The following is a 15506-nucleotide window of genomic DNA, read 5'->3' as shown; positions in this document are numbered from 1 at the left end:
GCGAGGATTGTAGAGTCTTATCATGCAGTGGTGGCATTATGCCTTTTCAAGCATGTGGTTTCCGCTTGGCATGGCTCTCACTGCGCTATGCGCTCATCCCGATGTTTGCAAACTTGATACATCAGCTCGTAATGCCAACCCAAGGTCCCGCTCAAGGAATGAAGGCAATGATCAAGAAATCGGTGACGGAGCTCGCGTTCGTCAACAGTAAATCGCCCCTACCCACAGTCGAGGTCGATTCGCAGTCCATCGAGGACGCAGGTTTCAGCATCTACCGCACGGTGATGCAGGTACTCACCCAATTGGCTGAGCAGGATGCTTCACTGCGGGCGACTCTCTATATGTACGGTACTGTCAGCGTCAACTTCCGCGAGCCGTGCTGGTCTGAATTTTTGCTGGTTGCAGGTCCAGAAAAAGTGCTGCGTGCCTTGGGGGCTGGCTTTGAACGTTTGCCGGCCGTGAAGTCGCGATTCAGTGATTACGTTCCGTCTTCCGCAGCCCTGCGCACCTTCCATGTCCAGGATGGCTTAGTGTGGGAACAAGAGGATGCCAGCACATGGTACTCCCATGCCCAGACGCTGGCTGACCTGACCGCTGAGGTCGACGGGGCTGAAGAGGCCGACGACGATGGCGAGCTGATTGAGGAAGATGAAGCGGAAGAGACCTGGGATACCGAGGACCTGGAGGCTTCGGATGACCAAGAAGAAGACTCAACGGTCGTTATTGGAAACCGGAAGGCGGCTCGCTATCGGGCCGCGCGTTCCGATGCGAAAGTGAGCACCATCCGGGCAAGGATCGAAGACGTCTTCGGATTACCGGAAGGTTCTGTCGCACTCTGTGGGCCAGACGGCCGCGCCTTGCGAGGAAACGCGCTGATCAGGACGCTGCGTAAGCGTTGGGACGAAAATTGATCCCGAAATTTCTACACGCCAAGCCGAGTTCGCTTGTATGGGGCAGTACTCTGTCTTTCGCCCAAGCGATTGGCCGCTGGCATTGGACAGCTATCAGCGGGGTTTCGTCTGGGGGCCAGATAAGCTGACGCAACTCGTCAGTGACCTAGCAGCATATGTAGAACAGGCGGATACCACCTTGCCTTACTACAGGGGTGAGCGGCGTTGATGAGCAGGCAATGCGCGGGCTCTGATGGTTTTTCAGCGGGCTGAATTGCGATTATGGAGAAGGAACCAGGATGTCGATTCCGGATTTTCAAAGCGTCATGCGTCCGGTGCTGGAGGCGGTTCGAGACGGTGTAGCAATTCCGCTCAGCGTGTTGCGCGAAAGCATCGCTGAGGTATTCCAGTTAACCGAGGAAGAGCGCAAAGAGCGGCTGCCGTCGGGGCAACAAACGGTGATCAACAACCGAGTGGGCTGGGCCAGGACCTACCTGAACAAGGCCGGTCTGCTGACTATTCCGAGCAAGGGCTTGGTGCAGATCACTGCCCGTGGTCGGGAAGCACTGGCCAACGGTCCGGAGCGCATTACCGTTGCCTGGCTGAAGCAGTTTCCGGAGTTTGCCGACTTCCATACCGCTAAACCGCAGACCGTTGATGTGCTTGGAGTGCTTGATGTCGAGGCTGCCGAGACCACACCGGATGAGCAATTGGCCGAGGCTCATCAGGCACTGGTGCAATCACTGGCCGATGAGCTGTTGGCGCAGGTCAAGGCGGCCACGCCAGGGTTTTTCGAGCAACTGGTGGTAGATCTGATGTTGGCCATGGGCTATGGCGGCTCGCGCAAGGAGGCAGGCAAGGCAACCCAGTCCACCAACGATGACGGAATCGACGGCATCATCAAGGAGGACAAGCTCGGCCTGGATGTGATCTACCTGCAAGCCAAGCGCTGGACCAATACGGTGCATCGTCCCGAAATCGACAAGTTCATCGGCGCGCTGACTCGGCAGCGGGCACGCAAGGGCGTATTCATCACTACGTCGGAGTTTTCCGCAGGCGCTCGCGAGGCGGCACTAGGCCTGGATATCAAAGTGGTACTGATCGACGGTGTCGAGCTCGCGCGGTTGATGGTCGAGTGCAACCTAGGCGTGAGCGTTAAGCAGGTGTACGAGGTGAAGCAGCTCGACAGCGATTACTTTGCTGAAGAGTGACTCACGACCTTGGTGGCTTGGTTCAGTCCGCCGGGGTAATCTGAACAGGAAGCGCAAGATATTGATTTTAAAAAATAATATCGGTTGATTTTTTTAGCTGGAATGCCATTTGGAATGCCAATAGGATTTGCTTGGTACTTTGGGCGTCCTGATGTGGTGCTATTAGTCACCGCTGATCGAAAACTGATCCAGGTGGTACGAGCTGATCCACCCGCAGTACAACGGCCTTACCGTCGTCGAAGTCTTGGAACTGGAGCGCGTCGAAATGATGCCGATGCCAACGCATTTCGACGGCTATCTAGAGGGCACGGATCGTGTTTCCAGCACATCCCTGATCAACTGGGCTCGCAATTGCTATTCAGTACCCTGCGAGCGTGTTGGACAGTGGGTCAGCAGTCGGCTCTATCCCCCCGCGGATCGTCGTTATTTCCGATGATGGTGTGATTGTCAGCCATGAGCGACTGTTTGATCGAGATCAGTTCAGCTACGACTGGTCTCCGAGAAGGTAGCTCAGTCGTCAGGCGCCCGCTGCGTTGTGCAACAGGCGCTTGAAGCGAGTCAGTTCAATCTTTTGAATTCTGCGTCGATGGCTTCGGCCTCAACGCGCCATGCTTGGAAGCGCTGCTGACGTAAATGGCTTTCATCCACATTGGCCTGCAATTCTTGTCGACGTGTGTTGAGCAGCAGGTAGTCGGGGAAGAACTGTTCTTTGAAGCGTTCGGAATTGACCAAGTCAAGGAAGTCCTGGCGCTGCTTCTCGAAATTGCTGACTATTTCAACAACAGTCTTCTTGAACGCTTCTTCGCGTTTGTATTGCTCCCAGCTATCCCAGGCCTCAAGCGCCACCCCGATGAAGGCCAGTGCTCCGTTTGCTCCTTTGGCAAACTTCACGGCACCCCATGGCTTGAACTTCAGGTACTTACCAATATCCATGCCCACCGTCTTGGCAATCGTCGTCAGGCCATCGCGCGCGGCCAGTACCGTGGTGTTGTTGATTAGGTTGCCTTTGAGCACATGGTTGATGCCTTGCTTGCCCAGTGCCTTGACGGTGGTATTGAAGTGGTTGACCTCACTGTCGAAGCCAACCTGCATCTTCTCGACCTCAAGCGTGATCGACTGGGTCTGACGGCTGAACTCGTTCTGCAGGCGAGTGGACACGATAATGCCTTCTGCGCCAATTTCTCGCTCGAAAAAGTCACCGAAGGTTTCCAGGCTGGAACCCTTGGCTTGAAGGATCAGGTCAGAGAAGTAGCGTGCGGCAAAGTTGCGTAGGTTGATGCGTGCATCTTCGATTTGCTGCCCGGTCACTGCCAGCTGTTTGACCAGACGCGTGTTGAGCTCGTCAAGCCGGCCAACCTCCTGTGCAACCCTCTCATCGTTCTCGATGGCAACAGGCAGTTGGTTGTTGAGCACGTCACGGATCACGCTGGCGCGCATTTCGTTGGCCAGCGCGACGCTGCCTCCGTTCTGTTGGATTTTGCCTGTGGTAGCCGTCTGCAAGGTTTCAATATGCGACAGCTCTTTGAACTGCTCGAGGTTGGCCAGCCAGTGCTCGACACCCAAGTCGAAAGGGTTGGCGGCGACGGCGACAATGGATAGCTCGGTCGCCTCCTTGTCGGTCAGTCCGATCTGTTCACGAAGTCGACCTACCACGTTGTCGCGTTTGACCTGCAGGTTGGACTGGTAGTCCTGCTCGTCCTCTACATCGGCCACTTCATCGAAGCGGCTGAGGACGAACACTGTGCGGGGCAGTAGGCCCAGAGTGCGGAACAACCAGATCAGGTCATCCTTGTGGCTTTCCTTGATAGGGTTGGTCGAGTTCATCACGTAAAGCACCAGGTGCGATTCGCTCACGTACTTCTTGGTAATGTCCTTGTACTTTTCGAGGCTGTGCGTTTCGGCATTTTCCTGCTCCTTGAAGCCGAACAGCCCGGGGGTGTCGATCAGCACGAAGTCTTCGCCGACCTCGTAGACTTTCACTTCATTGGATGACTCCTGATGGCTAATTTTCATGCTGGACTTATCCAGCTTTTCCATCCAGGCCGCCGCGATAGAGGTCTTGCCCTCAGAAAAGCCGCCAATCAGAGCGACCTTGAGTTTTTCACCGGACACACTGTTGATTACATTCTGCAGCTTGCCGATCAACGCAGGATCAATCGGTATTCCGGCCTGCGCGCCTTGCCCGAGAAAGTCTTGCAGCCTGTCGAGCAATGTCAGTGCGCTCGCCTGTTGGGCCTTGAACGTCTTGAGGGTGTTTTCCATTATAAGTTTCCTGCGATTTCGATTTGGCGGGAGAGAATTTTCAGGCGGTTGGTCGAGCGAGACAGCGTGTTCACCTGGTTTGCAGCCTGTTTGGCAGGTGCTTCCAGTGCATGGTCAAGTTGCTCGATAGTTTCCTGCATATCGTTCAGGGCAGCATCCAGGCTTGCGTGTAGTGTTTCGCGCAGTTGCTCGGTAGCGCTGCGCAGATTCTTATCAAGGGCCTGACGTTGTTGAGACTTTTTGTAGTCTGAGCTGAGCGCGCTAAAAATGGCTTTACCGACCGAGACTAGTGCGGCAATTACCGAGGCGCCCACGAACCAGAGACTGGCCCCGCCTGTAAATGGTGCCGCAGCTATCCCCGCAAGGCTGGCCAGCAGCCCGATGACATTGATGCCGCTATCGATTTTTATGTTGAGGTTGAAATGCTCGTTGAAGCGCATGCTGCCCAGCTTTGCATAGCTCGCAGTCAGTTCTTGGGCATGTTTTTCGAAGCGTTTGAGAATATCTTCGGCCGCCTTCTGGAATTTGCCGACCTCTGCGTTCACAGCTTCCGGTAGCTGCTTGCCCAGCAGTTTTTGCTGGGTTTCAAGCTCCTCGGTCAGGGTGCTTTTGAACGCGTCGTTACTGATATCTGCTTCGATCCGTTTGTAGACGCTGTTGCGCACGTTGCTGGCGAAGTCATCGATCAAGGTCTCGCCGCATGCTTCCAGCCGCTTTTTCAGCGCCTGGTAGCTACTGCTCAGCTGGCTTTTGGCACTTTGCTCTTCCTGAGAGAGCTTTCTCGACAGGGCGCTCAGGGTTTGTTGCACGCCTGAAAGTGTCGTGGTGGTCTGGTTGAGCGCATCATTGGCCTTGTTGAAGTTGGCCCGGACGATCTTGGCTTTGCCGTTAAGGATCAACCGGTCACCAAGCAGTTGCAGGAAGGCACGCAGACGGGACTTTTCCAGCAACTCGTCGGCACCGAAGTCCTCAAGCGCTTTGATGCGACGTTTGGCATTCTGCGAGCCTGGCGCAAGATGGTCGGTGGAGGCGAGGAATGCCGGCAGCGCGCTCAGTGAAAACACCTCCTGATAGTGTTTGCCAAGCTGCTCGCCCATCTTCTCGTCCAGCCCAGCAAGGCTGATGCTTTCGTCATCGGAAACCAGCGGTCTGTTGCCCAAAGAATGCCCGGGGTTGGTGATCTTCTTGTTGAAAATGGTCCAGACTTCGGTTTGCGCCCCCAGGTGCTGCTTGATCTTCTCCAGTGTACCTTGGTGTTGCCCATCGCCCGTTTGGGGCGGTGCTGGCTGGTTAGTGACATAGAACACTGCATGAGCCGTCTGCACTGCGCGTTCTATCTGCTCGAGTACCAGGCCTTCCTTGCCTTCGATACCTGGTACATCCAGCAGTGCGAATGGCTGGCCGTCTAGCTCGAACTCGTAGCGCTGTGTCTCTCGGGTATAGTCGGCACGGCCGTCACCGATGATTTCACCATCGGCATGCAGCTGGAGCTGTCCAACCAGGTCTGCCAGCTGGCTCTCACTTTCCAGGCGCTGCTGAACGAGCGTCTGTTGCTGTTGGGCTGCCTGTGCCTGTTGGGCGGTAAGTGCCGCACTGGCGTCGTTGCGCGCCGTCGTTATCGAGTCCAGTTGCCGCTCTAGCGCAAGGCGTTCTTGGCGGGTCTTCTGTTGTTCGGCGTTTAGGATAGCTGCGGCGTTGTCGCGTGCCTGCGTGGTCTCGGCCAGTGAGGCGGTGACCTCATTCAGCTCGATTTCTTCGGGCATCTTCCTGAACAGGCTCAAGAGCTTCTGCCAGAGAGAGGCGGTGCTTTTGCGTGTGGCGAGAAGCGTATGCAGCCTGGTAACGGCCGCGAGGGCATCCTTATGCGCCTGCTCGTGTTGTTCGAACTCCGTCCCAAGTTGTTGATGCAATTCGCTGGATCGGGCATCAGCTTGGTCGAGTGCGCTCTGGGCTTCACTGAAGGGTTGTTCGAACTGCCGCATTGTGGCACTCAGTTGCTGCGTCAGCTCGTCAATTTGCGCTTCGGTTTGCTTGATGTCCTGTTGCAACTGCTGCAGTTTTTCTTCGGTCATCCCATACTGCTCGCGCAACTTGCGGAATGCTTGCTGGTTGGCCCGCTTGCCGGGCTCTTGTAGCAGAATGCGCAAGGTTTCGATCAGGGTCGATTTGCCCGCGCCGGTCTCTCCATAGAATGCAATGGTGAATGTGTTCCACTCGGCGTTCTTCTCAAGTTCGGCGAGCCGCTCGTAAAGGGCTGTGCGATGTTCGTTGAGGCGCTGGAGCGCCTCTTCTCGGGCCTGGTTCAAGGCCTCGTCTTCCGAAGGGTGTCGCAGTTCAGCAATGATCAGTGCCAGTTCATCATTGATTTGCTGGTAAACGTCACGTGGGCTGTTCAGTTCGAGTTTCATCGTGTTTGCTTTGGCGGGTTGTTTGGGCGCGCGGGTTGGCTTTTTTTCTGCAGCGGATGATTGAGTGGGCTCTGGGGAGGGCGGTAAGCACGCTTTGAAGCGTGATTTGGTCAGTACTTCGGGCAGCCGCTCCCAGTAATCGGTGTGGCCGAAGTCATTCATCTCGATGCTCTCGAAGTGCTCGGCTTCGTTACGCCCTAGGCAAGATTCACCCAAGTTCAGCAGCAGGGTCTTGTCTGCCTTCGAATAGGCATTGATCAATCGGCCCTGAAGTGCGCCGCGCATTTTGCGTGCCTCGATAGCGGTGACCTCGACGGCTGCCGCCATCAGCAGTACATCGTTGATGATCAACTGTTGCCTGCTCGAAAAGCTTTTCAGACTGCTGATGACCAGTCGGCCGCCGAGCGAGTGGCCGATCAGGTTGATGGTCTTGATCTGTGGATGGTGGCTGTTCAGGTAGTCCTGAAGTTGGTCGAGTAATACCGTACCCATGCTTTCCGCGCGTGCGCGAGCCTGAGTGAAGTTACCCATCCGGTCTCGGGCGAGAGTGCCCACAAGCCCTAGAGAACCCGTGGGCGCGCCGATGAACGTGGCTCCGGCCCCTAGACCAGCTGAACCAATTTTCCAGAGCGAAGATTTGTCGAACCGGAAGATATGATTCGAAGGCCAGAACGCGAAAATGTTGGTGTAGTGCTTTAGCTGCTCGGGGATCCTGTCGAGCAGAAGCTGCTTGTCCTCATCGCTATGCCCGGCGCTGTAGCCGTGGATAAAGATGTTAGCTTCTGTGGCGCTGGAGCCGGCGGGCCGTGCACTCTGGAAACGGAATGGTTGAGGCATGAAGGCTTCCTATCTACGGCCATGCTGCTTTTCGAGCAGCATTCGTGGAGAGCGGTAGTACGGGATGGCTGGAGTCAGGTGCGGCAGGGGCAGGTGCTTGGGAGGAGTTTCCCTAGGGATGAGCATCGCTACTTCCTTGTTGTCTTGAGCCGGGCGGCGGTTGTTGACCTCATTTCTGTGGCGAATTTACCTTGTTTTAATGGCGGTTTGCCATGGTTGCCGGACTCGCCCGGAAGGAGAGAAATGTTGGGGGAGGGAGCCTTAGCGAGGTTGTTGCATGCACTTCGGGCTGTAGGGGGGTAGACTTGGTAGGGTAAGTCGAGCGCCGGGGTTAATCTGATCAGATAGAGTAAGCTAGTGATTTTAAAGTACTGAATAGGTAGTTTTTGGGGATGCCATTGGGAGTGCCGATAGGATTTGCTTGGTACCCTGGGGCGTCTTGATGTGTGTGCTTTTGCTATATCGTTCCTTTACCACTTACCTGGAGATCGGCCTGGCTGATGCACGAAGTGAGCGGGGTTTGATCTGGATCCTGTCAAATGACGTCTTCCGTCGGTCGATTACTACGTGAGCTGCCCACCTGTACGGAGGGCGTCGGCTGCTATTTCCTAACTATCGCAAGCCGAACGAGTGCATGACAGCAACGACATTGAGTCGAACACCCGAACGCATGGGATTGAATGGTAAGGGCCGCATCGGCTTTTCAGCCCCTGGCATTCGCGCCAGCTCCTGGACCATGCTCAACTAGATGGGATCTCGCTCGGACGTGATTGAGCGTTAATTGGCGCATGCAGAGAGAAGCAAAATCCGGACAAGTTATAATCAGGCTGGATATCTCACCGAGTTTCGTCAGATGATTCAGTCTTACGCTTACATGGTCGACGCTATGGGCATGAATGATAAATCATGATTGATGTCTTTGATTTTGGTTGTATAAGGATGTCCTTGGAGGTTGATCACTCAACTCCTGGCAGGAAGTTGGCTTTCGCCCGACTGTAATGAGCTAGTCATGCGATTGGTATGACCGTTCTTGACGCTTACGAATATATGCGATGGTTCTGTCGTCACCCTGAAAGCACCCACCTTGCGAGGCATAAAGAATTTGTATTTTTTATTAGTTACTCTTGGGAGTGTTTCTGTCGGTCCAAACGACCAGGTGTTGGGGCTGTCTTGGCTGAAATGGCCAGTCAATGAAGAGCAGGCTCGGAGAACTTTGGTCGAGGTTTGGCTTTTAAGTATTTTCTTGTCGTCTATATGAAGATAGTCCTTGAGGATTGTGATTTTGCTAAAAAGGATCTAACTAGTGCTGCTAAACTGGCGGAGCTTCCTCCAAGACTACCTAAAGTGATAGCGCAGCATCTCCCGTAACAGACTTGACGGAATACTTCTGGAGAACTTGGTTATGGCAGGGGACTTTCCCAGTATGGGTGTGATTTGGTATCAGTGGCCAGGCTAGGGAAGTTTGTAAAGAGGTGATGGATGACATGCTATAGATTGGTCTTAGTGCTACTCCAAGTCGTATCTTCAGAAGTAGGAAGCATCGGGTTGGCAAGTAAATGTTATTGAAAGTTATCGGTGTAATTACAGGGCCGTGCCGAAATCAAAAGCGATCACCGGATAACTATAAAGCGGATATGAAATTCTGAGCGCAGGGTGCGGTCTATCATCCTGGTTATTGATGATTTTTCGGTTGCAGTACTGATTGGGTGATTTTTATGAGCTCTTCATTGCTCCTGCTCAAGGTAATGGGTTGTTGGTTGTATCTGTCTTTCATGTATTCGTATGGAGTCTCTTTTTATGATTGTATTTGATTTCAAGAGTGTTGATTTTTTCTTTCTGAAAAGTTTTTCGATCTGGTCCTTTTGTGGGGTTGGAAGACTTTCTGGGGAGGGGGTTAATGTTTTAATTTGAAGCATTAATTTGCAGGTTTCGGTTAGGGTTTCGCTTAGTTTTTCAGTGAGAGTGACAGCTGCTATTTCATAACTGTCGAGTTGTTTGCGGTGGGACTTGTTTAACTCGTTGAGTTGGTCGCGGTATTGGCTTTTTACTTCAAGCCCATTTCTAATTAACCATTCCAGTGTTTCAGTTATGTTGCTGCGTCTTGATTTGGCTAAATTTTCCAGGCATTTCTTTGCTGACGTCGAAAGTATAAAGTTGCTGGGCTTTTTTCCATTTAGGCTTTCTCTCAGTTTCTTTTGGCGCCAGGCGCCTTTCATCTTTCTTAAAAGCTCTCGTATTTCACTGCTTTCAGGCCATTTCTCAGACTTCCTTATAAGCCCGTCGTAGGTGGTTTGCTCGGGAATATTTGCTCTGTGGTTGTTTAGGTATCGGATGGCCCACTTCAGCATGTTTGGGTTGTCTTTTTCTATCCATCCAAGTCTGTTTTGTGCCTTTTCCAATGAATTCCTCGCTAATGCGTTTATCAGAACTAAAGGTTATATGGAATGATTTTTAGTGTTGCGTTACGGAGTGACGTTACGTAGTAGCGTATTCTATTATTTATGCTCTTGAAATAGGGTGTTATTCTGCGATTTAATAGCTGCCTTCCTGAAGAGTTGAGGGTGGGTGATGCACTGCGTTCTGTTGGGGCTGGAATTGGCTGGGATTAGCCCTGAGACGAAGCTTGTCCTTGTAAGGTTCGTGCAGATGTACGGGCTGTGGGAATCGATCACAATCGGGGTTAAGGAGTTTGCCAAGGCCTCAGGTGCTACGGATCGTGTGGTAACTAGCGCTCTGTCTGAATTGGTGGCTGAAGGTCTTTTAATACGCACACCTATCGTCTGCGGGCGGGGACGCCCCAAGAGTGGGTATCGGGCTTCAAATAAATTGTCTAGATTGTTAGAAGGCGAAAATAATAAGCTCAATGTGATGAATAGACCGAAGATTGATCACGTGCTAAACCCTTCTGCGGAAAATTGTAAGGGTGGCTTGAGTGTTTGTAATCGGTTGCTACTGTCCACTCTGCTTCTGTACGCCGATCAATTTGGGGTTGTACGGGGAATCGGAGTATCCAGGCTGTCCCAGGCTACTGGTCTGAATCGAGATCGAATAAAGGCCCAGGTGCACAAACTGATCGCTCTGAGGGTCATGAGGGGGGTGATTCCTGGTGTTGCAACGTCTGTTGCATTGGGAGTTTCAAAGTCAGTTTACTTTATTAATTTTCATCATGATTTTTTTCAAAAAGGTAGTTCGGGCGCGATAGTGTTAACTTTTGTCTCGAAATCCAGTGGGGATTCGGGGGGGATGAGTGAGGTTGCAGCCATCATTGGCTCTGCGCAGCTTGGCAAAGGACTGTCGTTCGAGAGGCATAAAAAGTACTCTGGAATACTGCCTGATAGCGATAGATTTAATGAGCTGGCGGGGTTGTTTTCTTCTTTAGCCAAGGATAGAGGCTCGTCGAGAGCGCTTCAGGTTAGATTGGAAGAGTACGCGTCAGGGCTGCTGTCCAAACATTGGAATGCCTTGGAGCTAGGTCAGTTTAACTCTGATGATGAATTGCAGGTGCGAATCAAGAAAGACTTCAAAAAAGGAACGGGCTCAGGGCGAGATTTCACGGGTGACGGCCTTCGAGGTGAGCTGTATTTTGAGTTCATTTATGTAGTCGCTGTTTTGATGGCTAGGCGTATGCAGAGTTTGGTTTTAAGTGTTAAGGGTTTTTCGCACGAAATTGCCGGGTTGCAGATCCTGCCGAGTTTTGAGCCCGGTCCATACTTTGGGCGGTTTGCTGTTGGTCGGTCTCTGTTGATTGTTCCTGGTAATAGTTTTCGAGCAGGAGAATGCTATGTCATGAATGAGAGCAATCTTGGCGAGCCTGCGTGCGAGTGGTTTTCAAGTGAGGAGGAACTGCCTGAAATTGACCGTTATCGTTATGGGCTTTTTTTTCAGGTTCATACTCCTACGCGCTATCGGTATCGGGGTAAATCGCTCTGTGTACCAGTAATGGGCAGTAACTCTTTACCGACTTCCTAGATCCTGTGTACGGATTTGAGGAGTTGGTCATGCGCATACTTAGAATGAAAACGGTTATTGAAATTACTGGTCTGGCCCGATCTACGGTGTATAAGTACGTTGCTGAAGGGGTATTTCCGAAGCCTCTTTCGTTAGGCGGGCGCTCTGTTGGCTGGTTGGAGTCTGAGGTTCATTCCTGGATTCAGTCTAGGTTAGTGGAACGCAATTAGTAGGTCTTGATGAGCTTGTCCTTGGCATCTGGTCTGCTTCTTGTTTGTTTAATTTCCTTTCAATGAAAACATTATGTCCGGTTGACTCCCGGACATAATGTTTTTTTGCAGGACCTTTCGGTGGCGTTGATTGTCCTGACTCTGAACAGGAATGCTTTGATTTTCTTTTGGGTTTCTACTGCAAGGGTTTTCGGTGTGGGTAGTATGCTTTAATGATTTAATTGCTACCTTCTAATAGTTTTCGTCTAACGCTCATGTAGAGGTTGATGAATATTGAAACATTAAGTTAAAGGCATGGATGCATCTCTGAAGGGTATCTATCGTGATTGTATGGCTTGTGCCTTATGCCTTCTAATTGGCAGTATGGTTTAGGAGATCGATATTAAGCGTTGGTGTCTGCGTGATGACCCCATTGAGGTCTGACTCAATGGGTTGTGGTGAGCATGTAAATAACTACCAAGCTGGCTGAAGATATGAACTTCAGTAGAGTAGATGGTAACCATGCTTCGTTTCTCCGAAAACCGTAATCTTCATCTGCATACAGCGGATACTTTTCAAGGGCTTCCGGTAATGGTGGAAAAAGGACCGTTCATACATGAGTACCTAGAAACACTATGGCGTACCATAAACCTCACATTTGATCAGTACCCTAGGGTGATCGCATTCAGGGTGGACCTGCGTCTTTCGCGTCGGATGGGGTTTCCGGATGATATTCTGTCAAATCGTGTGATCAGTAGGTTCATCGAGTCGTTCAAAGCCAAAATTGAGCACAACCGTGATAAGGCACGTGAGCAAAACAAGTACGCCCATGACTGCAGAGTGCGTTACGTCTGGGCGAGAGAGAGGAGCGAGGGAGGGCGACAGCATTACCACCTGCTGATCCTGCTCAACAGAGACGCCTACTACACAGTCGGGCGGTTGCAGCCACAGAGGCCTAATATGATCACCCGTATGCAGGAGGCTTGGGCGAGTGCGTTGAAGTGCGAGGTTGAGCAAGTGAGGGGCTTGGTGCATATCCCGTCTAATGCAGAATACCGAGTAGATCGGGAAGTCCGGCCGGGTAACGTGGATCAGTTACCTGAGCTGTTTCATCGAGCCAGCTACCTTTGCAAAGCTGCGACAAAGCGTTATGGGGAGGGCGCTCATGGCTTCGGATGCAGTCGGGGGTAAGCCAATGGTAGCGCTCTGTTGGCCTCCCCTTCATCTGAGCTATTGGCTTTCGGGTACTGGCCAGCCCTGATTCAGCTGGCCATCACAATGGTGGTGTTCGATCCGGTGTTGTTTGTTTTCCTCACGGCCATGGTCCCTGAGCCAATGAAAGCGGGTGCCCATTGTTAGTGTGTCCAGTATGACGACATATCCTGAAGATGTGTCCACTGGATGTGGTAAGTGGAAAGCCAGCCGGTTATGGATGAACAAACTGGCGGGCCTTGGTTCGACATAGCGCGTGGTTTCTAGGTCATCTGAAGCGATTGCTCGGCTCGTCCTGGACGTCAGCGTTGCGAGATCGGCGCCGCGACCTTCCATCAACAGCACTGCCCCTTCCTCGCGCACTACGCGCTGGAAATGAATCGAGAACCATGCGTCGAAGTCGGTAGCGTTCATGGTCAGCGCGTCCGCTCGGTTGAAAAAGTGCTCAGCCAAACGGTGGGTGAGCGAACCGTTCAAAAGGAAGCTGTCGCTTAGGCTGAGACTTTTGGATGGCTGTATCTTGGCCCCATACTGAAGCAGCCATTGGTAAGGGTTGAACAGCAGCAGGTTGAGGCTCGAAAAAGAGGCTTTCTCCGGCATCGCCAACGGTATGTCTGCCGGCAATTTCCACCAGCGCTTGCGCATCGGTAGAGGAACCGATGGTTGGGGCTGACAGAGTGGGCCTGGCGCAAGCAGAAGTTCCTCCAGCGCGTGTACTTTCGGGTGCTGTACAACCGCTTCGATCATCTGCCAAAGAGGGTGACTCTCCTCGTGTGGCGGCGGCAGCACCAGCGTCAGCTGGTAATTCGCCGCCAGAACAGGCCGTAGCCAGTCCTGGGCAGCCTGAGCCAGTAGTGTCGTCCCGTCGGGCAGCGCAACACCGGCTCCTGCCAGTTGCAGCAGCTCGGCCCTGGACCAAGGCGAAATTGCAGGCAATGACGGCATGGTCAGATTCCACCACACCACAGTGTCCGAGCACTCAATGGCGGCGCCCGGACGAGAAACAGTCAAATGGGCGCCGACCTGGGCAGCCAACAGCGGATTATCTGTACCGCTCGCAGTAGCTTGCTCGATGACCTGCTGCAACTGCCGGGCCGCAACTGCTCGACGCCTTGAAGCTGAAGCGTCTCGAGTGCTTCCAAAGCAGCCTCGCACTGCGCGTAACCCGCCCGAGCAGCCAGACTGTGAGCAGGTTCTTTGTGCCCCAGGCGCGGTTGAAAGAACGCCAGCAAGCGTTGGACGCGCAGCAGAACTTCATTCAGTGGTGCGCCTTCGTCAGGACTGAACGCTGGAGTTTCGAGCCAGTCGTCAATAGATGCCCTTACGTGAGGCGCTTCGGCACCGTAGTGTTCTGCGATACGTTCGAGTACTTTTTCCCATTCGGCTCCGACAATGCCGGGCATGCTCGATACCTTGGTCGCCAACTGTCGACGGGCAAATAGCCGAATTGGGCATATCGGATGGGTCAGAAACTGCAACAGCACGGGATAATTCAGCGGCGCCCAAAGCAATTCCATCGCGAGTGGTAATATCTGCAGGGCCGGCCGCAAATCGCTGCTGCCATTCAGGCCATGGCGAGCCTGGTTTGCACCGACCAAATGACCGTCAAGGCAGCCCCCCTCAGTGCTGGCCACCAGCAAGGTCTGCGCGCCATCTCCCAGTGAGCGGCTCAGCCAGCTCGCCGCCAACACCCGAGTCTGAGCCTGAACCACCTTTACTGTGCCATCTTCTTGCCACGGCATTGGCGTCACCTGCTCACCTGCAAGGCTCTTGCGCAATAGCGCCTGCAGCTGTCCTAGAAAGCCATGCGCTTTGCCCACCGGCGTCTCGAGGCGCTCGTGAGGTAGGTGATGCAACACCGCTTGCCAGCCAGATGGATACACGTCCCAATCATCAGCCAGCAGCACGGACTTGATGGGGGCGCATCGCTTAGCCAGAGCCACGGCAACATTTTGCAGGCGTTGCCCCAGCGAAGGCGCAACCATCTCGCGGGCTTTAATCTCAACTTCGGCAAGGTCCTTGAGGCGCTGGCTGGCATCTGCATTTACGCGCCCATCCCAACCGTGCAGATACAAGTCATCCCGCCAGGCCAGCAACGCAGCGGCCACACCCAGTTCATCAGCGGAAAAACTGGCGTGATAGAAGCGCAGGGCGTTATTGCAGTGTGCCAGGCAATCCCGATACGCAGCTGTGCGTTGCGCCGCGCAAGGCTGGCGTGCCACCAGACCCAGTTGAGTTTCCAGAATATCCAGCAAGCCCTGTGGCCCGACTGTCAAAACCCCCAGCCGATTACACGCCAGGGTTGCACGCTGGCCGTCTAATTGCATTCCGAACGTGATGCGCATTTCAGTCACGTTGACGCTCCTTGTGAATGGTCTTGAGGTTGATTGGGTGGCGGCGAAATGTGATTAAAGCTTATGGAATTTGAGGCCAGGGCGATAAGGTCCTTAACGCAAAATTTGGCGGACACCGAGTAATGGCGGAAAAAATGTAATGGGAGGAATGGGCCTGCCCCGTGACAGCGGACGC

8 protein-coding genes and 2 pseudogenes are annotated in these 15506 nt (G+C 53.2%); 6 read left to right on the top strand and 4 right to left on the bottom strand.

The window, feature by feature from the left end; translation table 11 throughout:
- The first annotated feature begins 167 nt into the window (after nucleotides 1-167).
- From GST84_22970 to GST84_22960, 3 genes and pseudogenes are all read left to right on the top strand, one after another.
- Nucleotides 168-911 (top strand): hypothetical protein, encoded by a 744-nt coding sequence (locus GST84_22970; protein XGB15039.1) that lies wholly within the window; start codon nucleotides 168-170, stop codon nucleotides 909-911.
- Between the two features lie 278 nt (nucleotides 912-1189).
- The gene (locus tag GST84_22965; GenBank protein ID XGB15038.1) at nucleotides 1190-2101 is read left to right on the top strand and encodes a restriction endonuclease; all 912 of its coding nucleotides are present in this window, start codon (nucleotides 1190-1192) and stop codon (nucleotides 2099-2101) included.
- A 187-nt stretch (nucleotides 2102-2288) separates the two neighbouring features.
- A pseudogene (locus GST84_22960) lies at nucleotides 2289-2595 on the top strand (IS21 family transposase).
- A gap of 64 nt (nucleotides 2596-2659) precedes the next feature.
- Here GST84_22960 and GST84_22955 read toward each other — a convergent pair.
- The 3 genes from GST84_22955 to GST84_22945 form a co-directional block, all read right to left on the bottom strand.
- Nucleotides 2660-4363 carry a labile enterotoxin output A gene (locus GST84_22955; GenBank protein ID XGB15037.1) on the bottom strand — a complete coding sequence of 568 codons (1704 nt, stop codon included), beginning with the start codon at nucleotides 4361-4363 and terminating at the stop codon, nucleotides 2660-2662.
- On the bottom strand, nucleotides 4363-7608 hold the full coding sequence (locus GST84_22950) for a DUF726 domain-containing protein (GenBank protein ID XGB15036.1): 3246 nt from the start codon (nucleotides 7606-7608) through the stop codon (nucleotides 4363-4365). The genes GST84_22955 and GST84_22950 overlap by 1 nt, the downstream gene beginning before the upstream one ends.
- A 1724-nt stretch (nucleotides 7609-9332) precedes the next feature.
- Nucleotides 9333-10007 carry a hypothetical protein gene (locus GST84_22945; GenBank protein XGB15035.1) on the bottom strand — a complete coding sequence of 225 codons (675 nt, stop codon included), beginning with the start codon at nucleotides 10005-10007 and terminating at the stop codon, nucleotides 9333-9335.
- Between the two features lie 661 nt (nucleotides 10008-10668).
- Between GST84_22945 and GST84_22940 the strand changes: the two genes are divergently transcribed.
- The 3 genes from GST84_22940 to GST84_22930 all read left to right on the top strand — a co-directional run bounded on the left by GST84_22940 (nucleotide 10669) and on the right by GST84_22930 (nucleotide 12956).
- Nucleotides 10669-11577: a hypothetical protein gene (locus tag GST84_22940; protein ID XGB15034.1), complete on the top strand. Its 909-nt coding sequence runs from the start codon at nucleotides 10669-10671 to the stop codon at nucleotides 11575-11577.
- 29 nt (nucleotides 11578-11606) lie between these two features.
- Nucleotides 11607-11786 (top strand): AlpA family phage regulatory protein, encoded by a 180-nt coding sequence (locus GST84_22935; GenBank protein XGB15033.1) that lies wholly within the window; start codon nucleotides 11607-11609, stop codon nucleotides 11784-11786.
- A gap of 570 nt (nucleotides 11787-12356) precedes the next feature.
- Entirely contained in the window at nucleotides 12357-12956 is a 600-nt protein-coding gene (locus GST84_22930; protein ID XGB15826.1) for an inovirus-type Gp2 protein, read from the top strand.
- 324 nt (nucleotides 12957-13280) lie between these two features.
- Here the strand turns inward: GST84_22930 and GST84_22925 are convergent.
- Nucleotides 13281-15331, bottom strand: a pseudogene (locus GST84_22925) (PD-(D/E)XK nuclease family protein).
- Nucleotides 15332-15506 lie beyond the last annotated feature (175 nt).

It is taken from the genome of Pseudomonas putida (assembly GCA_041879295.1).
Classification (GTDB): Bacteria; Pseudomonadota; Gammaproteobacteria; order Pseudomonadales; family Pseudomonadaceae; genus Aquipseudomonas; species Aquipseudomonas putida_Y.
The sequence above is the reverse complement of the archived record's forward strand: the minus strand, read 5'-3'. Positions and strand labels throughout refer to the sequence as shown.